Raw genomic sequence first — 17,893 nt, 5'->3', positions numbered from 1 at the left:
TCACACAGTGGGCAAAGAGAGATGGGAATCAGCGCCGGGTGGCGCCTTCCTTCTGCTTGGTGTCGAGGATGGCGGTGTACTCGCCCGGGTCCACGCCGTTGAGGTAGTAGTTGCCGACGTGGTGCAGGCGCCAGCGGATCGGGTCGTGGGTGGTGTGTACCCGCGCGTTGCGCCAGAAGCGGTCGAGGTTCCACTTAGTCAGCGAGGCGCTGGCACCGAGCAGGGAGAAGATGTCGCTGGATATCTTCAACGAGGCGCTGTCGGAGTGAGCGCGCGCCGTGGCCACGGAGAGGATCAGCTCGTCCTGCAGCTCCTTGTTCTCCGGGTCCTGGTCCTGGCGGTCGAACACGCGTGCGGCGTCGCGCAGGAGGGACTCGGCAGCGCGCAGGGCGACGGCGTATTCGCCGATCTGGCGGATGATGTGCGGCTCTTCGCTGGCATTCTCAACGCCACTCTCGACCCAGGGGCGGGACTGGTTACGCAGGTACTGCACCCCGGCATCCAGGGCGCCGGCGGCGATGCCGGTATCGATGGCCGCATGGAGGATCTGCGGGAAGCTCAGCCAGGTGCGTTTCATCGGGCCTTCGCGGCGCGAGACATAGCGCTCGTCCAGCTCGATCTCGTTGAAGATCACGGTGCCGCTGACCGAGTTGTTCTGGCCGAAGGCCTCCCAGTCGTCCACCAGCGTCAGGCCGGGGGTGTCGCGATGCAGCAGCACGCCGACACCGCCGTCGTCGGAGGCCGCTGTGAGGGAAATCCATTCCGCCAGGTAGGAACCCGTGGAGTAGAACTTGCTGCCATTTAGCACCAGCTTGCCGTCGGCGCGGCGCTCCACTCGGGTCTTGAGGGCGAACTTGTTCTTGCCGCCGACCTCCGCCAGCGCATTGCCGAAGCGCTTGCCGGCCAGCACGTCGGCTATCACCCGCTCACGCACCTCCTGCGGGTAGTTGGAGGTCAGCAGGCCGCGCAGCATCACGTTGTGGATCTGCAGCAGCTGGCCGACGCCACCGTCCGCCACGGAGATGATCCGCACCGTTTCCACGATGGTCTCCACCGAAGCCCCAAGGCCGCCATTGACCTTGGGTACGCCTATGGCGCTGATCCCGCTCTGCGACAACAGCTCGGCCTGGCGGCGCGGCAGCTCGCCATTGCGTGCCGGGTCTGCGGCGATCTCGGCAATTTCTCTCGCCACCTCCCTGGCCGCGTCCAGCGCTTCCGCCTCGTTGCGCAGGATGCGCACCGCGCTGGGCGCTTCGCCGGTAGCCAGGCTGCGTTCGGCCGTACTCATGATTCCACCTCTGTCGATTCATCCATCTGCATGCCCGGTCGTGCCGGGCGGTTGTAGTGGCTTGAGCAGCTTCTGTGCCAGTGGCCGGAAACGGGGATGCAAGCGAGGAACGGCGCGGCTTCGAGGGCACGCGGCGAGTGTCGTCGAGCAATCGCCTGCTGCTCTGGCAGCAGCTATGGCGTGGCGGCTGCTTCAGGGCCAGCAATGGCCGCGCAGTGCTGCTTGCCTGACAGCACCAACGGGATCGATTGGTTTGCACGAGCCCTTCAGTCATGGGCCTTGTGGCGCTTGGCACAGGCATTGCGATGCAGCCGTAACTGCCATTGAAGGCCGCATCGTTCATTCAATCCGGAGTGCCTCATGACTATCGCCGTAGCCTCGCCCACCACCCGTCAATCCAACCTCGAACAGATCTGGTTCACCCGTTGTCCTGTGCCCACGGCGTCGGGCATCGCCTACAAGCTCGGCTGGCTGGCCGAGGAGTTCGCCGCGGACGGCCTGCCGGTGTCCACCCTGCAGGAGGCCCGCCAGCTCGGCCATCACCATTACGACCACGAGCTGCCGGGGCTTTTCCGCGAAGGCGGCAACATCCCCGCCCTGGTGGCCCGTGCGGCGGGCGCACCGAGCCGACTGATCGGCCTGACCTGGATCGAGGAGTGGCAGACCATCCTGGTTCGCCCCGACTCGGGGATACGCAGCCCCGCTGACCTCAACGGCAAGCGCCTGGCGTTGCCGGCCTGGTCGGACAGCCGTGGCGGCAGCATTGCGCGGGGCATGAGCCTGCACGGCTACAAGGGCGCCCTGGCATTGGCCGGCCTGGGCTTCGACGACGTGCAACTGGTGGAGGTGGCTTTGCTGGACCAGGCGGAGGCACGCACGCCGGAAGAGGGTCTGCAGCGCCTGTGGTCAGGGCTGGATCACCTGGTGCGTGGCGAGGTGGATGCGGTCTACGTGAAGGGCGCTTCAGCCGCCGACGCGGCAAGACGCCTGGGCCTGGTGGTCGGCATCGACCTGGACCGCATGGCCGGGCCGCGCTACCGGATCAACAACGGCACGCCACGTCCGATCACGGTCCACCAGAGCCTGCTCGATGAGCATTTCGATTTGGTGGTGCGCTTCCTCGCCCAGACCCTACGGGCCGCCGAGTGGGCCAGCGACAACCGCGATGCCCTGCACAGCATCCTGCAACTCGAAACCCGCGCCGGAAGCGAGGGCGTGGCCGAGGCCTACCGCGACGACTTCCACACCACCCTGGCGCCGGACCTCTCGGCACAGCGCCTGGAGTACCTCGGAATCCAGAAGGACTTCCTCAACCTGCATGGCTTCCTGGAGCGGGATTTCGATATCGCCGAGTGGGTGGATCCGAGGCCGTTGCAGGCAGCGCGAGAGCTGCTGGAAAGCCTTAAGTAGCGGGTGTGGGGGCGAATTCATTCGAAGGGCAGCGTAGCTGCCCCATTCAAGGCCAAAGGGCGAACCTGCGGTTCGCTTGACGATTGAAATCGCCCCCACAGGATCAACTGGCCTTTTCCGCCCGCTGCTGCTCGCGTCGACGCGCTTCGGCACGTACCGCCGGGATGATCCAGCGGCCGTAGTCCACGGCGTCGTAGTAGGGGTCGTAACCGCGGTTGAGGAAGGTGGTGACGCCAAGGTCCACGTAATCCAGCAGGGCTTCGGCCACGGTTTCCGGGGTGCCCACCAGGGCGGTGGTGTCGCCATAGGCGCCTACTGCGGTGGCGGTGGGCATCCACAGGGCGCGGTCGTGGCGGTCGCCTGCAGCGGCCGCGGCAAGCAGGCGCTCGGAACCTGTGCCCTTGATCCGCTTGCGCCAGGGGCTGCCTTCGGCGAATTGCGGGTTGGCCTGGATCTGCGCGAGGATTTCACCCGCGCGTTTCCAGGCCAGTTCTTCCGTGGGGCCGAGGATCAACCGCACCGACAGGCTCACGCGAGGTGAATCCACCCCGGCCTGCTGCGCCGCTGCCCGGAGCTTGCCGATCTGCTCCGCGACGCCGGTCAGCGGTTCGCCCCAGAGGGCATAGAGGTCGGCGTGCCTGACCGCGATCTGGTAGGCGATATCGGACGAGCCGCCGAAGGAAATCGGGATATGCGGTTTCTGCAGCGGTTTGACCGGTGAAAAGGCGCCCTTGATCTGGAAGTACTGCCCGTCGAAGTCGAAGGGCTCTTCGGACGTCCAGGTGCGGCGGACGATCTCCAGGTACTCATCGGTGCGCTTGTAGCGTTCAGTCTTGTCCAGCAGCGGGTCGCCTTCCTGGGGCTCGGCGGTGATCCCGGTAATAGCGTGCAGGCGGATGCGCCCGCCGCCGGTGGTGTGATCCAGCGTGGCGAAGGCCCGTGCGGCGACGGTGGGCGAAGTCAGGGCTGGGCGGTGGGCGATCATGAAGCCCAGGCGCTCGGTGTGCGCGGCGACATATGCGGCCAGCTGCAGACTGTCGGCGCTGCCGGGGCCGCTGGCGATCAGCACCCGGTCGAAACCGGCGTGTTCGTGGGCGCGGGCGTGCTGGCGGAGGAATTCCAGGTCGAAGTCACCCGTGCGCGGGCCGTGGGTTTCGGACCATTGGCGGGGGAAGACCATCCCGACGAATTCGATGGGCATTGTTCACTCCTTGAGTGTTGGCGAAGGGCAATGGATGCGCGGGGCCCACCCCGCGCGGGGTCAGAACTGGTAGTCCACCTGGGCCAGCAGGGTGCGGCCGGGCATGGGCTGGAGGAAGGTGTTGGTGGAGCCGGCGAGGCCGCTGACGAAATTCAGCTCGTCGGTGAAGTTGAGCACGCGCACGGTCGCGCTCCACTGCGGCTGGCGGTAATACACCGCCAGGTCGAGGTTGTACTCGTTGGGCACCTTCACGGTCTTCGACAGGTTCAGGTACCAGTCGCTGGTCCACCAGCCGGACAGCTCGGCACCAAAGCCCGAGTCGAAGCTGTAGTCGAGGTAGCCGCTGACGCTGTACTCGGGTATCTGCACGGCATCGAAGCGGCCCGAGGGACGCAGGTTGAGGCTGTTGTTATCACCGAACACGGTGCCGTTGTCCGGAATGAAACCGGCGGAGGCGAAGCCGGCCTGGGAGACGAACTCGTTGTAGGCGGTGAGGCGGGTGAAGTTCAGGCCGCTGCGCAGGTTGGCGTTGGGCTGGTAGCGCAGGCTGGATTCCACACCCTTGATGATCAGGCGGGCCATGTTGTTGTTGCTGTCCGGCGCCTGGTCGCGCTCCTGGCGGAAGGCGGCGAGGGTGAAGAACAACTGGTCCGGCAGGGGTTCGAGCTTCAGGCCCACTTCGTGAAGCACGCTGAGGCTCTTGAACGACAGCGGGTTGAGCAGGTTGGCCCCGGCGCCCGTGCCCCAGCCGATGCCGTTGGAGAAGAAGCCGGTGTTGACCGCGAGGGAGCGGTCGAAGGTGTAGTACAGCGTGCTGTACTCGGTCGGCTTGAACCAGGGGCTGACCTGTACGGAGAACAGCTTGTAGCTGTCGCTGTCCTGGCGCTCGGTGCCGGGACGCAGGACGAAGGGATTCTCGATCTGGGCATCGATCCAGCTGCGGCTGGCGCCCAGGTTCAGGCCGAAGCGCTCACCGAAGCGCAGGTTGTGCTGCGTGAAGAAGGTCTTGGTACTCCAGGTGCCCTCTGCCGTGTAGGGCGCGATGGATTCGGCATAGAGGTGATGGCCCGCCGGGAACATCGGCGCCAGGTTGAGCCAGCCGTAGAGATCGGAGAACTGCGGAACGCCGGGCTGGCCGATCCAGGCGCCGTTGCCGCCGGCGGGGTTGAGGTTGTTCAGGCCGAGCAGGTCGCCGGGGTTCTTGGTGGACGGGTCCTGGGTCAGGTCGTAGGCGTGGATGGTGGAGCCGAAGCTGTTGTTGGCGGCGATGGAGCGGTTGTACTCGTGGCGGTAGATCAGGCCGGTGTTGCTGTCGTCGCGCACCTTGAGGCCGAAGAACTCGCCTTCGTTGCCGGAGCGGAACTCGAAACGGTTCTCGAAGATTTCATCCTTGGCCTGGACCTGGAACGCGCCCACGGCGTCGGTGGTGTCGTCGGAGTCCTGGTAGTAGGTGCTGTTGGCCAGGGTGATGTCCGGGCTCAGGTCCCATTCGCCGCGCAGCTGCGTGGCGAAGCGGCGTGAGGTGTTCTTGTCTTCGGCGCGCTGGGAGACCTGGGAGTCAAGGTCGACCAGGCCGTTGCCGGCCAGATTCGGGTCATACACCCAGCCGCGCAGGCTGCCGGGTCGGGCCTGGGTGTTGGGCGAGGCCGCCTGGAAGCTGCCGTTGACCACGCCGAACTGGCCCTGGGCGTTGCGTTGACGCTGTACCCAGCCGAGCACCGAGGCATCGGCGGCCCCGGAGGACAGCACCGGGGACCAGAAGGTGCTGCCGTTCTGGAAGATCGGCGTCGCGCGGCCCGCGTAGTACTTGCCGCTATCGGCCAGGTCCTGGGTCGGGCGGTTCCAGCCGTGGGTGATGTTCCAGTCGTAGTAGTCGTCGTAGCTGGCGTTCCAGTCGACGCGGGCATTGTCGCCGCGCCAGGCGAAGGCGCCGTAGAAGGCGTCGAAGTTGTTTTCGACGTTGTCGTAGAAGGTTTCCTGGCGCTGGCGGGTGATGCTGACCCGGTAGGCCAGCGCTTCATTGATCGGGCCGGTGTTGTCCACGGTGAAGCGGGTCGAGTCGCGGGACTCGCCGTCGGGAATCCAGCTTCCCACCTCGCCGCTGAGGCGGGTCTTGAAGCCGTCGAAGCTCGGCTTCTTGCTCAGATAGTTGATGTAGCCGCCGCTGCCACTGACCGAACCGTAGACCACGGAAGAGGGGCCGGCGACGATGTCCGCCCCCTCGTAGGCGTTGAAGTTGGCGGGGTGGCGCACGCTGTAGGCGCGCTGGCCGTCCTGGAAGATCTCCGAGTTCTGGGCACGGAACTGCGGTGCGATGCCGGCGTTCTGGCCACCGCCGCGGGTGATGCCGGGCGCGTACTTGACCAGGTCGTCGGAGCTGCGGATCGGGTCGTTGGCCAATTGCTCGGCATTGATCTGGTTGACCGAGCGCGGCGTGTCCAGCACATCCACCTTGCTACCGCCATAGACCGAGGCCACCGGGCGTACCGGGATCACCGAGGTTTCCGTGTCCAGCTTGCTGCCCTGCACCGTGACCACGCCAAGGCGGGTTTCCTCTGCCGGGGGCTTCTGACTTTTAGTCTCTGTGTTTTTCGCGTCTTCGGCCGTGGCAGCGGCACTGATCAACGCGAGGATGGCCAGGGACAGCCTGGACGGGCGCCAACCCGCTCGCGCGGGCTGGACAGGGAAAGCGGCGTTGGACATGAACTTCAGTTCTCCGAAAGTGGTTTTTCCAGGGCGAGCCGTTCCGCACCCGCAGGGCGGCCGTTCAGGTTCGAGTGCATTCACGCGGTAGGAAGGAGTTGTCTCTTCACGCAGGCGGGAGTTGTCTCTTGAGTCGCCCTTGGGTGTTTCCCGGGAGAGTTCGCGTTGCCTCTTTCAACTACTGCCTGGGCGGTTTCGCCGAGGTCGTATGGGCAATTGCAGGGTCCATGCCATGTCAGGAACGGCGGTTTTCCCCGGAAAAACGGGGCGTTGAGGGCCAATTGCGGCGCCCTGCGCTGGTGGATTGCTGGTGAGGTGCTGGGAACGCGGCAGGGGGTGCTGGCGCCGTGCTGCGGATTCAGCAACACCCGTGCGGTAGGTCCGTAGGCTTTGGCCCGGGCGGGAGCGAATTTATTCGCGAATGAATTCGCTCCCACAGCAGAGCCGGTGCGTGCCGAGAGGATGGGCTACGCCTGGTCGGCCAGCAGCCCTAGGATGTGTCGGTGCAGCTGCGCCAGCCGCGCGTCGTGGCGTACGCGTGGACGCGGGGCATCGACGTCGAGCACTTCACGGATGCGGCCGGGGCGGGAGTCGAGTACCACGACGCGGTCGCCCAGGTAGAGCGCTTCGTCGATGTCGTGGGTGACCAGGAGCAGGGTGGAACCGGTCCGTTTCCAGATGCCCAGCAGCTCTTCCTGCTGTCGCTGGCGGGTCAGGGCGTCGAGGGCGCCGAAGGGCTCGTCCAGCAGCAATACCTGGGGCTCGGCCACCAGTGCCCGGGCAATGGCGGCGCGCTGGGCCATGCCCCCGGAGAGCTGCTCCGGCCGGGCGCGTTCGAAGCCCTGCAGGCCCACCAGTTGCAGGTAGTGACGGACCCGGGCGCGTTTCTCCCTTTCGTCCAGCGGACTTCGATGCAGGGCAAGTTGCACGTTCTCTTCGACGCTCAGCCAGGGGAACAGGCGGTGGTCCTGGAACACAATGCCGCGATCCACACCGGGCCCCTGCACCGGTTGCCCGCCCACCCGGACTTCGCCCTGGTCCGCCTGCTCCAGCCCCAGCACCAGGCGCAGCAGGGTCGACTTGCCGCAACCGCTTGCGCCCACCAGACAGAGAAACTCGCCGGGGCGGGCATCGAGGGAAAGGTCCCGCAACACCTCCAGGCGTTGACCGGGTAACTGGAAGTGCTTGCTGACCCCGTTCAGGGCCACAGTGGCGGCGCTCATGACGTCCTCCTGGAGATTGGCGTTCAGTACCCGCGCAGCCAGCGCTGGAGCCGCTGCTCCGTCTGGCGCAGGGCGAAATCGGAGAGCACGGCGAAAGTGCCGATCAGGGCGGTGCCGAGCAGGACCAGGTCGAAACGGCCGACCTCGCGCTGCCCCCAGATGAAACCACCCAGGCCGGCGGCACTGGCGCCCATGAGGATTTCGGCGCCGATGGTGGCGCTCCAGGCCACGGCCAGGGCGATACGCAGGCCGCCCAGCCAGGCCGGAAGGATGGTGGGTAGCAGCAAGACGCGCAGACGCTTGCCCCAGCCGAGCTGGTAGACCCGTGCCACTTCATCCAGGCGCGGTGGCACGGCGCGCACGGCTTGATAGGCGGCGATGATCATGGTGTAGCTGACTGCCAGGGCAATGAAGATCACCTTGGAGGCTTCGCCGAAGCCGGCCCAAACCCCCAGCAGGGCGATCCAGCCGAACAGCGGCATCTGCCGCAACGGGTGGACGAGCGAGCCCAGCAAGCGATCCAGCAGTGGCCAGGTGGCCATCAGTGCGCCCAGCAGGCTGCCGGTGAGCAGCCCCAGGGCGAGTCCGGCCAGCAGGCGCCCGAGGCTGCCAAGGCTGGCTTGCGCAAGCAGGTGGGTGAGCTCCAGCAGCCGGGTGTCCGGGAGGATCGCCGGGCCACGCCAACTGAGCAGTGCCAGGGTGGCGCAGGCGAGCACGGCTCCGATGGCGACGCGGCGCAAGGGATAGTCGAGGCTGCTCATGGTCGGGCTCCGGGCAGGCGGTCATGCAGCCACAGCAGGAAGCGGTCACTCAGGAAGCCGAGCGCCCCAGTGGCGAGCATGGCAGCCAGGACCACGTCCATCTGGAAGTAGATGCGGCCGCTATTCATCAGGTATCCCAGGCCGCTGCCGGAGGCGAACAGCTCGCCGAAGATGGCGGCGATCCAGGCCTTGGACAGGCCGATACGCAGCCCGGCCAATAACGAGGGCAGGGCGCCGGGCAGTATCACTTTGCGGTAGCGCAGGGCAGGCGGCAGCGCGAGTGCGGCGGCGGCCTCCAGCAGGCGCGGCGACAGGCCGAGAATGCCCTCGCGGGTTTTTACCGCGACAGGGAAATAACAGGCGAAGGCGATCAGGAAGACCTTGTAGGCCTCGTCTATGCCCAGCAGGAAGATGATCAGGGGCGTCCAGGCAATCGCCGGAACCTGGGCCAGCAGGTTGATGACCAGGCCCAGATTGCGGTCAACCCGAGGGGAAAGCGCGAGCACCGCACCGGTGGTGATCCCCACCAGGCTACCGGCGAGAAACCCGGCGGCGACCCGCGACAGGGTGGTGCCCGCCGCTTCCACCAGCTCGCCGCTGCCGAGCATCAGCCAGAGGGTTTCGAGCACCTGGGCCGGCGGCACCAGCAGAGTGGTCGGTGCCAGCTCATTGGCTGCAACCCAGTACCACAGGCCCAGCACCAGCAGAGGCGCGGCAAGCGTGACCGGCAGCCGAAGCATCGGATGGGCCAGGGTCATTGCCGGGCAACCTGGGGCAGTGGATTGCCGTCGCGGTCGTATTCCGGCCAGTGGCGCTCCAATTGGAGTTCACGCAGTGCGGCGTCGACGAAGCTGCGGTCCACCCACGCGTTGATGTCCACCGGGCGGCGGATCAGGCGGTTCTCCAGCATGTAGTTGGCGACTTCCCGGTAGTGGGCCAGCAGGAAGGGATCGGGGATGGGCGAGAAGCGGAACAGGAAATCGCTGTCGCGGTATTCCTTCCATTGCTGCTCGACGCTGTAGCCTTGGGGCACCCAGGTCTGGAACAGTTCATCGCCATTCTTCGGATCGCTGGCCCAGGCACTGACGCGGATCACCGCCTTGAGGAAACGCTTCACGGCGGTCGGGTACTTTTGCGCGAAGTCCTCGGCGACGAAGAAGTCCGCGGCGAACTGCCAGTCCCTGGGCGCCTCGCGGGTCGACCAGAGGATACGTCCACGGCCATCGGCAGCCAGGTTGGCGCCATACACGCCGGGTGCGTAGAGCGCGTCGATACGGCCCTGTTCGAGCGCGGTTCGCGAGTCCACCAGGCTCAGATTGAGGACCTTGAAATCCGCCTGGGTGAACCCCTTGCTGCGCAGCAGGCGATCGAAGCCGTACTCCCAGGGCTGGCCTTTCATGATGGCGATGCGTTTGCCCTTGAGCTCGGCCAAGTCATGGGCGGGGGAATCCGCCTTCACCACCAGGTAGGCGTTGTTGCCCCGGAACCCGCCGCCGACGAAGCGTGTCTTGAGGCCGGCGGCGCGGCCGAAGATGGCCGGGAATTCGCCGGCATAGCCGATATCCACGGCGCCGCTGGCCAGGGCTTCGTTGCTGGCCACGCCGCCACCCAGCGGATGCAGCCATTCGATACGCACGCCGTCTGCGGCGAACTCCTGCTCCACGGCCTGGCGTGCGGCGGTCAGGCCGGAATTGGCGCCGGAGAGCTTGGGTGTCAGCGGCGAGCCGGCGCCCGTGGAAATACGGATCACCTCCGGGAGCGGCTCGGCCATGCCGAGCAACGGCAGCATGGACAGGAGCACGGTCAGGGCAAGGCTGAAATCGAGCAGACGACGATGCGCATCCATGGCGTCAGGCTCCGGCGGGTCCGTTCACGGAACGCAGTTCCGGCAGGCTGTCGTGGCTGCGGACCAGCTCGGCGCGTTCACTGCGGAAGTGCGGCAGGATGTGTTCACCCAGGCGATAGGCCTCCTCCAGGTGCGGGTAGCCGGCGAGGAAGAACAGGTCGATGCCGGCCGCGTTGTATTCGCGTATGCGCGCGACCACGTTTTCGTAGCTGCCCACCAGGGCGCAGCCCGGCGGAATGCCGATGTAGCCGAAACCGGCCCAGACGTTGGGGTAGATGAAGAACTCGTCGTAGCCCTGGGTTTCACTTTTCTCGGCGTAGCCGTGCTCGTAACTGAGCTTGCGCGCGGTGCGCAGACCGGCGTGGGCGGCGACCGCCTTCACCGCACCCTTGGCGATGCCTTCGTCGAAGAAGCGCTTGGCTTCGGCGCGGGCTTCTTCTTCGGTTTCACGGGTGATCACGTCGATGGACATGCCGAAGCGGATATCGCTGCGGCCGTACTTGAGGGCGCGCTCGCGGACGTCGGCGATCAACGCACGGACCTCGTCGGGATGCTCGGCGCGCATCAGGTAGTAATCGGCGTGCTTGGCGGCGAACTCGCGGGCCGGAATCGAGGAGCCGGCTGTGCAGATCAGCGGCAGTTCGGCCTTCTTCAGCGGACCACGCAGGCCACCGCCTTCAGCGCGGTAGTACTTGCCTTCGTAGCGGAAGTTCTCGTTGTGCCAGTAGCCCTTGACCACATCGAGGAACTCGATGGCGCGGTCATAGCGTTCGTCGTGGCTGCTGAAGTCGCCGACCTGGCGCTGGATGGCATCGGAACCGCCGTTGATGATGTTCCACACCAAGCGGTTGCCGGTGGCGCGCTGGTAGGTGGCGGCCTGCTGGGTGGCGACCCAGGGCGTGTAGTGATAGGGCTGGAAGGCGGTGACGAACTTGAGGGTGCGGGTTTCCCGCGCCAGCAGGGAGCAGACAGTCCAGGGTTCCTCGCCGGTGGGTGCGTTGACCATCAGGGCGCCGCCGAAGCCGTTGATTTCCGCTGCGCGGGCGATCTGGCCCAGGTAGTCGATGTAGGTGAAGTGGTCACCGATGCGGAAGTTGGAGACGGCGCCGGTGCTGTGCTCACCTCGGTGCCAGTCGCCACGGTTGCGCGGGTCGCCTGGCAGGTACTGGGTTTCGCCATGCAGTGGCAGACGGGTGAAGAATTCAATGCTCATGGGGGCCTCGTAAGGAAGCGGTTGATACGGTCGATGGGGTTTGAGCAGGTTTCGCGCCAGTTCGTCGGAAGTCTTGCGGGGCGGGGGTTGCGGGCGATTTTCCGCTTGCCCGCGGGATGCGCATGCTGGAGTGGCAGCAACTCCTTGCTGCTGGCGCAGCAGTGCGCCAGCAGCATTCGGCCTGTCAGTGGCTGGCGGTGACCTGGTTGCTCAGGGCGGGCCAGTAGTTCTCCAGCTTGAGGTCGAGGATGGCCTGATTGGTGAAGCGGGTGGCGAAGGACTGGGTGATGTCGAAGTCCTGGCGGATCAGCTTGTTGGCCAGGGCGTACTGGGTGAGGGCGCGGTAGTGGGCTTTGAGCTGTTCATCGCTCTTGGGTGCCCAGCGATCCTTCCAGGCCACCGGGTCGTTCTGGTCATCGCGACGCAGCACGCTTTCGGGAGTGCCGGCGCGGGACGAGAGCTGGTAATAGGCGTCCTTGTTCTGCTCCTGGGATATCCACCAGGCCGCCTTGACCCAGGCGGTGGCGAGGAGTTGGGTGATTTCGGGGTAACGCTGGATGAAGTCATCGGTGCCCCAGAGGTCGGAGATCAGGCGCCAGCTGTTGTCGCCCTGCTTGGTGGACCAGATGATCCGGCCGACGCCCTTGTCTTCCAGCAGGTAGGACTCGCTGAGCAGCACGGCGGCATCCACCTTGCCGGCCGACACCGCTGCGGCGCCGACTTGCGGGTTGAGGTTGGCGACCTTGAAGTCGCTGAGCTTGAGGTCCTTGCTGGCCAGGTAGTTGCTGAAGGCGAACTCCCACGGGCGACCGCGATGCAGCGCCAGGCGCTTGCCCTTGAGGTCGTCGATGCTCTGGGCACTGGAGGAGGCGGGCACCACCAGGTAGACATTATTGCCGCTGCCGCCGGGGACGATGAGCTTGCCCGGTACTCCACCGGCGCCGCCGATGACCGAGGGCAGGTCGCCACGCACGGCGAAGTCGATGCTGTTGTTGGTGAAGCCTTCGTTGATCTGCGGACCGGCTCCGGCGTGGGGCAGGGCGATCCAGTCCAGCTTCACGCCCTTGGCCGCCAGCTCCTTCTCCAGCCAGCCTTCTTCGATCACACGTCCCGGGATGCCACCGAACACCGGCTTGCCGCCCTGGGTGTAGGCGACGATGGCGATCTTCACGGAGGCCGGCACTTCGGCCGCGAGGGCCTGGCCGACGGCGAACACTGCGACGAGCGCTGCCAGTCCGGCGCGCCATGGATTCTTCATGGGAGTTCTCCTTTCCAGTTCCTGCCAGTTGGTCCGGCATTTGCGGAGGAAAGGAGCGAAATGCATGCCAGCAACCCCGCAGCTGCCGCGTAACCCAGGTGCGACGTGGCGTGGAGGCCTGAGCGGTTGCGCCTTATCGGTGTTTCGCGAGTGCTGGGATTTCAGCAGGCGTGCTGGAGGACTGCTGCGGGCTCAGCAATCGGCGCAGGGAAAAATGCACATATTTCTCTTGGGAATTAATAAATATTTATTAATTCCTTAATTATCTAAAAGACTTTATGCAAGATGCCCGGGCGCATCAGAAAGCAAGGAATACGAGATGTCACTGCTCACTCACCCCAATGCCCGTGAACTGACCAAGTCGGTCCGTGCGACCGTGCTGGTCTTCAAGGACCCGCGCTCGCAGGAATTGCTCAGCCGGATCGAGCGGGTGGCGCCCAGCGAGGCCAATGCGCTGATCATCGGCGAGACCGGTACTGGCAAAGAGCTGGTCGCGCGCCATATCCACCACCTCAGCCGACGCAGCAAGGAACCCTTTGTTGCCGTCAACTGCGGTGCTTTCCCCGAAACCCTGGTGGAGAGCGAACTGTTCGGCCATGAGAAGGGCGCCTTCACCGGCGCCACGGCGAACAAGGCTGGTTGGTTCGAAGCGGCCAACGGCGGAACGCTGTTCCTCGACGAGATCGGCGACCTGCCGTTGGCCATGCAGGTGAAGCTGCTGCGGGTGCTGCAGGAGCGCGAGGTGGTACGCCTGGGCTCGCGCACGCCAGTGCCCATCAACGTTCGGGTCATCGCGGCGACCAACGTCAACCTGGCCGATGCCGTGGTGGCCGGGCACTTCCGCGAGGACCTGTTCTATCGCCTGCACGTGGCGACGCTGCGTTTGCCGCCACTGCGGGAACGTCCGGGCGATATCCTGCCCCTGGCCGAATTCTTCATCCAGGAACACTGCCAGCGCCTGGGCTACAACCGCGCCACCCTCAGCCAGGACGCCGAACGGGTGCTGCTGGCCCATAGCTGGCCGGGCAACATCCGCGAACTGGAGAACGCCATTCACCACGCGCTGCTGGTGTGCCGCAACGAACAGGTGCAGCCCAACGACCTGCACCTGGTTGACCTGCTCCCCCTCGCCCGCGGCCAGGAAGAGCACTCCCTCGCAGTGCCTGCCCCCCAGGCGGCAGACGCCCTAGATGCGGTACTCAACGACCTGTTCGAGAAAAACCTGCCCAACCTCTACGAATACATCGAAGAAACCCTGTTCCGCTCGGCCTACCGTTTCTGCCACAGCAACCAGCTACAGACCGGCCGGCTGCTGGGCATCAGCCGCAACATTGTGCGAGCCAGGCTGGAAAAGATCGGCGAGCTGGGTTGAGGGGTGCGATATCGCGCGCCCCACTTCATGCCTTCCAGCTTCAGGCGCTCTCCCGCGCGATTACCTGGCAATCCAGCAGGTTCAGCCGCATCGGCTCGCCTTCTACGGGAAGCGCGCCGAAGGTTTCCAGCAAGCGCATGGCCGCCACCTCGCCGATCTCCCGGGAGGGTGGCTTGATGGTGGTCAGGCTCGGCAGCAGCATCTCGGCGAAGGGGTAGTCGCCAAAACCCACCACCGCGCAATCTTCCGGGATGCGCAGGCCCGCGCGCTGGCCGGCGAGTAGTCCGCCGGCCGCGAGGTTGTCGTTGGCGAAGATGATGGCGTCCGGGCGCGGGTTGCGGTTCATCAGGGCTTCCATGGCCTGCTTGCCCGCTTCGAAAGGTGCCTTGTCGGCGCTTGGCACGAACACCCAGGGTTCCAGTCCCGCGGCCTGCACGGTGGCGGCGTAGCCGTCACGGCGTTCCAGGGCGCTGAAGTCACCCGCCGCGCTGTTCTGTACGAAGGCGATGCTCCGGTAGCCCTTGTCCAGCAGGTAGCGTGCCGCGCTGACGCCCACCTCATAGTGGAGGAAACCTACCTGGGTAGGCGCGCGCTCGGGCCGGTAGTCCGAGATTTCCACCACCGGGATATCCGCCTCGGCCAGCAGTTTCTCGGTGCCGGCGCTGTGGAAATGGCTGGTGACCACCAGTGCCGCTGGCGACCAGCCGAGAAAGGCACGCACGGCGCTTTCTTCCTGTTCCTCCGAGAAGTAGCTGGAGGCCAGCAGCAACTGGTAGCCGTGGCGCGCCAGGGAGTCGCTGAAGCTCTGGATGGTGGGCGCGAAGATCGGTCCGGAGATGTTCGGGATCACCATGCCCACCACACGCCCCCGTGCCGAGGCCAGGCCGCCGGCCACTCGGTTGGGCACGTAACCCAGCTCGGTCACTGCTGCCTGGATGCGCTCGCGCAGCTCGCCGGACACTTGCTCCGGCTGGTTGAAGAAGCGCGACACCGTGATGGCGCCGACGCCGGCGTGCCGGGCCACTTCGCTCAGGGTGACGCGGCCGGATCCACGGCGTTTGCGGGGAGAGGGGGGCGAGGTGCTCAACTCTTATTTCCCTTAAGAATATGAAATCAATTTTTGAGTATTTGACGCACTAACAACAGCGCTCTGATACTACACATGGTAGCGCTACCAAGTAGAGCTTGTCTCCAACCCACTGCCACTCGCACGAGCGAGACCAGACGTTCGACAGCTCCTCAACGAGGCCCCGACCGCGAAGACGGAGGGCCAGTCTGGTCACAGCAAGGGCAGTGAAACGAAGATGAACCGATTTTCCAAAGCGGCCGCCAACGGCGGCCTGGGGCTCCACCACGGCGCGCGTCGCAGTCCGCTGGCGGTAGCCATCCTACTGGCGGCGCTGGGGAGCGCGGTCCAGGCGCAAGAGGGCGGGGCCAGCGAGCCTTCCGCCGAATCCACCACCACCCTGAAGGCGGTCACCGTGACGGCGACCCGCCGCGAGGCCAGCCTGCAGGAAGTGCCGGTGGCCATTACCGTGCTGCAGGGCGAGCAACTGGAGCGGGACAACCGCAACAACGTCTCCGCCATCGTCCAGCAGGTGCCTACACTGAATTACCGCACCGGTGCCTCGAACAAGGACACCTCGCTGTTCATCCGTGGCGTGGGCACCATTTCCACCTCACCAGGCGTCGAGCCCACCGTGGCCACCGTGATCGATGGCGTGGCGCTTGGCCGCCCCGGCCAGTCCACCCTGGACCTGCTGGACGTCGAACGCATCGAAGTGCTGCGCGGACCCCAGGGCACCCTGTTCGGCAGGAACGCCTCGGCCGGCGTGCTCAATATCGTCAGCCAGGACCCGCCGGAGCAGGGCCACGGCTACCTGGACTACTCGCACTTCGGTGGCGGCAACGAGAACCGCCTGCGCTTCGGCATCGGCGGCCGCCTCACCGACAGCCTCAAGGGCTCCCTGAGCACCCTGCTGGGCAAGTACGACGGCAACGTCGAGAACGTCGCCAACGGCCATGACGTCAACGGCTACGACCGCAAGGGCGTGCGAGGAAAGCTGGTGTTCGAACCCAGCGAAGACTTCACCTTCACCCTCATCGGCGACTACATGGACGGCGAGGACACCCTGCCGAGCGGGGTGGTCACCTCCACCAGCAGCGCCGCCTTCGCCGATTCGCTGCGCCCGGTGGCGCTCAGCGCCCACAACCGCAAGATCAACAGTGACTTCAAGACGCACGTCGAGGACATCAACACCGGCCTGTCCGGGCAGGCCGACTGGAAACTGGGGGATTTCACCCTGACCTCAATCACCGCCTGGCGTGGCTGGGACAACACCCAGTTCCAGGACGGCGACCGGCGGGCCGCGCTGCCGCTGACGGCCTCCCATGATAAGGGCGAGGTGGACTACGACCAGTATTCCCAGGAGTTCCGCCTGACCTCGCCCAGGGGCGAATTCAACGAGTACGTGCTCGGCGCCTACTACTTCCATGGTCGCTCCGACGAGAACTACCGGCGCCTGTCGGTCAATGGAGGGGTTCCCAATACCGGCCGCGCCGACTTCAGCGTGACCAACGACAGCTACGCGCTGTTCGGCGAAAACACCTTCAACTTCACCAGGGACTTCCGCGCGCTCTTCGGCCTGCGCTGGACCCACGACGACTTGGAGTACGACCACCGCCGCGTGTCCACCTCGGCCACCGCCGTCACGGGCATCCAGCCTTCCACCGCCAGTTCCGGCTCGGTGGACGAGGATGGCTGGAGCGGACGCACCGGCCTGCAGTACGACCTCAGCGACGACCTGATGGGCTACGTGACCTACTCGCGCGGCTACAAGGGCCCGGCCTACAACGTGTTCTTCAACATGCAGCCGCGTGACACCGATCCACTCAAGCCCGAAACATCGGACTCCTACGAGGTAGGCCTGAAGGCCACCGCGCTGGACAAGCGCTTGACCGCCAACCTGGCGGTGTTCCACACCGATTACGACAACTACCAGGCGAACTTCTTCGACACCGTGGCCAACCAGGTGGTGACCCGCCTGATCAACGCCGGCAGCGTGAAGACCCAGGGCATTGAACTGGATGCGAGTTACCAGGCCACCCGGCAGCTCAGCTTCTCCGGTGGCGTGGCCTACACCAAGGCGCGGGTGGACCACTTCAATTGCCCGCCGGGCGCCGCGGCCAGCTGCAACATCGATGGTGGACGCTTGCCCTTCACCCCGGATTGGAAGACCTACGTGCGCGCCGACTACAGCATCCCGCTGGACAACGGTCTGGATGTGGAGCTGTCCACCGACTACAGCTGGCAGGACGAGGTGCAGTTCAGCCTCGACCAGAACAAGGACACCGTGCAGGGCGCCTACGGCATCTGGAACGCCAGCGTCGGCCTGGCCGACTACAACGCGGGCTGGCGCGTGGCCCTGGTGGGCAAGAACCTGACCGACAAGTCCTACGCCCAGTCCCTGGCCAGTGGCGGCAACCACATCTTTCGCGCCGTTCCACGAGACGACCAGCGCTACTTCGGCGTGCAGCTGCGCAAGGACTTCGACTTCTGACCAGCACCTGCGTGCAGGGACCGCCCGAGCCGGCAGAGACCGGCCGGGCGGCATCGCC

At 65.7% G+C, this 17,893-nt stretch carries 13 protein-coding genes; 3 read left to right on the top strand and 10 right to left on the bottom strand.

All coding sequences use genetic code 11. The features are described 5' to 3' along the window. Positions 1-28: 28 nt before the first annotated feature. Entirely contained in the window at positions 29-1,288 is a 1,260-nt protein-coding gene (locus E8F12_RS08535; RefSeq protein WP_280324816.1) for an acyl-CoA dehydrogenase family protein, read from the bottom strand. Positions 1,289-1,648: 360 nt separating this feature from the next. On the opposite strand from E8F12_RS08535, the gene E8F12_RS08530 reads away from it, so the two are divergent. Then, on the top strand, positions 1,649-2,698 hold the full coding sequence (locus tag E8F12_RS08530) for an ABC transporter substrate-binding protein (RefSeq protein ID WP_280324815.1): 1,050 nt from the start codon (positions 1,649-1,651) through the stop codon (positions 2,696-2,698). 103 nt (positions 2,699-2,801) lie between these two features. Here E8F12_RS08530 and E8F12_RS08525 read toward each other — a convergent pair whose 3' ends face one another. From E8F12_RS08525 to E8F12_RS08490, 8 genes are all read right to left on the bottom strand, one after another. Beyond that, the gene (locus tag E8F12_RS08525; protein WP_280324814.1) at positions 2,802-3,899 is read right to left on the bottom strand and encodes an LLM class flavin-dependent oxidoreductase; all 1,098 of its coding nucleotides are present in this window, start codon (positions 3,897-3,899) and stop codon (positions 2,802-2,804) included. Positions 3,900-3,959: 60 nt separating this feature from the next. Beyond that, the gene (locus tag E8F12_RS08520) at positions 3,960-6,602 is read right to left on the bottom strand and encodes a TonB-dependent receptor plug domain-containing protein (protein WP_280324813.1); all 2,643 of its coding nucleotides are present in this window, start codon (positions 6,600-6,602) and stop codon (positions 3,960-3,962) included. Between the two features lie 467 nt (positions 6,603-7,069). Beyond that, positions 7,070-7,825, bottom strand: a complete 756-nt coding sequence (locus E8F12_RS08515) for an ABC transporter ATP-binding protein (RefSeq protein ID WP_280324812.1) — start codon at positions 7,823-7,825, stop codon at positions 7,070-7,072. Between the two features lie 23 nt (positions 7,826-7,848). Beyond that, on the bottom strand, positions 7,849-8,586 hold the full coding sequence (locus E8F12_RS08510) for an ABC transporter permease subunit (protein ID WP_280324811.1): 738 nt from the start codon (positions 8,584-8,586) through the stop codon (positions 7,849-7,851). Next, positions 8,583-9,344 carry an ABC transporter permease gene (locus tag E8F12_RS08505; RefSeq protein WP_280324810.1) on the bottom strand — a complete coding sequence of 254 codons (762 nt, stop codon included), beginning with the start codon at positions 9,342-9,344 and terminating at the stop codon, positions 8,583-8,585. The genes E8F12_RS08510 and E8F12_RS08505 overlap by 4 nt, the downstream gene beginning before the upstream one ends. Further along, positions 9,341-10,432, bottom strand: coding sequence for an ABC transporter substrate-binding protein (locus E8F12_RS08500; protein WP_280324809.1), 1,092 nt, complete (start codon positions 10,430-10,432; stop codon positions 9,341-9,343). Before E8F12_RS08500 ends, E8F12_RS08505 begins: the two co-directional genes overlap by 4 nt. Positions 10,433-10,436: 4 nt before the next feature. Further along, positions 10,437-11,645 carry an LLM class flavin-dependent oxidoreductase gene (locus E8F12_RS08495; protein ID WP_280324808.1) on the bottom strand — a complete coding sequence of 403 codons (1,209 nt, stop codon included), beginning with the start codon at positions 11,643-11,645 and terminating at the stop codon, positions 10,437-10,439. A gap of 184 nt (positions 11,646-11,829) precedes the next feature. Beyond that, the gene (locus tag E8F12_RS08490; protein WP_280324807.1) at positions 11,830-12,903 is read right to left on the bottom strand and encodes a PhnD/SsuA/transferrin family substrate-binding protein; all 1,074 of its coding nucleotides are present in this window, start codon (positions 12,901-12,903) and stop codon (positions 11,830-11,832) included. A 319-nt stretch (positions 12,904-13,222) separates the two neighbouring features. Here E8F12_RS08490 and E8F12_RS08485 point away from each other — a divergent pair, with 319 nt between their 5' ends. Beyond that, complete coding sequence (locus tag E8F12_RS08485; protein WP_280324806.1) at positions 13,223-14,275, top strand: sigma-54 dependent transcriptional regulator; 1,053 nt, start codon at positions 13,223-13,225, stop codon at positions 14,273-14,275. A gap of 40 nt (positions 14,276-14,315) precedes the next feature. On the opposite strand, the gene E8F12_RS08480 is transcribed toward E8F12_RS08485, so the two are convergent. Then, complete coding sequence (locus E8F12_RS08480) at positions 14,316-15,362, bottom strand: LacI family DNA-binding transcriptional regulator (RefSeq protein ID WP_280324805.1); 1,047 nt, start codon at positions 15,360-15,362, stop codon at positions 14,316-14,318. Between the two features lie 217 nt (positions 15,363-15,579). Between E8F12_RS08480 and E8F12_RS08475 the strand changes: the two genes are divergently transcribed. Next, the gene (locus E8F12_RS08475) at positions 15,580-17,835 is read left to right on the top strand and encodes a TonB-dependent receptor (protein ID WP_280324804.1); all 2,256 of its coding nucleotides are present in this window, start codon (positions 15,580-15,582) and stop codon (positions 17,833-17,835) included. Positions 17,836-17,893 lie beyond the last annotated feature (58 nt).

It is taken from the genome of Pseudomonas sp. BN102 (assembly GCF_029871245.1).
Lineage (GTDB): Bacteria > Pseudomonadota > Gammaproteobacteria > Pseudomonadales > Pseudomonadaceae > Metapseudomonas.
Note: the sequence above shows the minus strand (reverse complement) of the source record. Positions and strands in the feature narration are given on the sequence as shown.

Bases quoted from the DNA above. Each gene is read 5' to 3' on its own strand.
- E8F12_RS08535 (WP_280324816.1), bottom strand. From the start codon at position 1,288: ATGAGTACGGCCGAACGCAGCCTGGCTACCGGCGAAGCGCCCAGCGCG.
- E8F12_RS08490 (WP_280324807.1), bottom strand. From the start codon at position 12,903: ATGAAGAATCCATGGCGCGCCGGACTGGCAGCGCTCGTCGCAGTGTTC.
- E8F12_RS08530 (WP_280324815.1), top strand. From the start codon at position 1,649: ATGACTATCGCCGTAGCCTCGCCCACCACCCGTCAATCCAACCTCGAA.
- E8F12_RS08500 (WP_280324809.1), bottom strand. From the start codon at position 10,432: ATGGATGCGCATCGTCGTCTGCTCGATTTCAGCCTTGCCCTGACCGTG.
- E8F12_RS08505 (WP_280324810.1), bottom strand. From the start codon at position 9,344: ATGACCCTGGCCCATCCGATGCTTCGGCTGCCGGTCACGCTTGCCGCG.
- E8F12_RS08495 (WP_280324808.1), bottom strand. From the start codon at position 11,645: ATGAGCATTGAATTCTTCACCCGTCTGCCACTGCATGGCGAAACCCAG.
- E8F12_RS08525 (WP_280324814.1), bottom strand. From the start codon at position 3,899: ATGCCCATCGAATTCGTCGGGATGGTCTTCCCCCGCCAATGGTCCGAA.
- E8F12_RS08475 (WP_280324804.1), top strand. From the start codon at position 15,580: ATGAACCGATTTTCCAAAGCGGCCGCCAACGGCGGCCTGGGGCTCCAC.
- E8F12_RS08510 (WP_280324811.1), bottom strand. From the start codon at position 8,586: ATGAGCAGCCTCGACTATCCCTTGCGCCGCGTCGCCATCGGAGCCGTG.
- E8F12_RS08485 (WP_280324806.1), top strand. From the start codon at position 13,223: ATGTCACTGCTCACTCACCCCAATGCCCGTGAACTGACCAAGTCGGTC.
- E8F12_RS08520 (WP_280324813.1), bottom strand. From the start codon at position 6,602: ATGTCCAACGCCGCTTTCCCTGTCCAGCCCGCGCGAGCGGGTTGGCGC.
- E8F12_RS08515 (WP_280324812.1), bottom strand. From the start codon at position 7,825: ATGAGCGCCGCCACTGTGGCCCTGAACGGGGTCAGCAAGCACTTCCAG.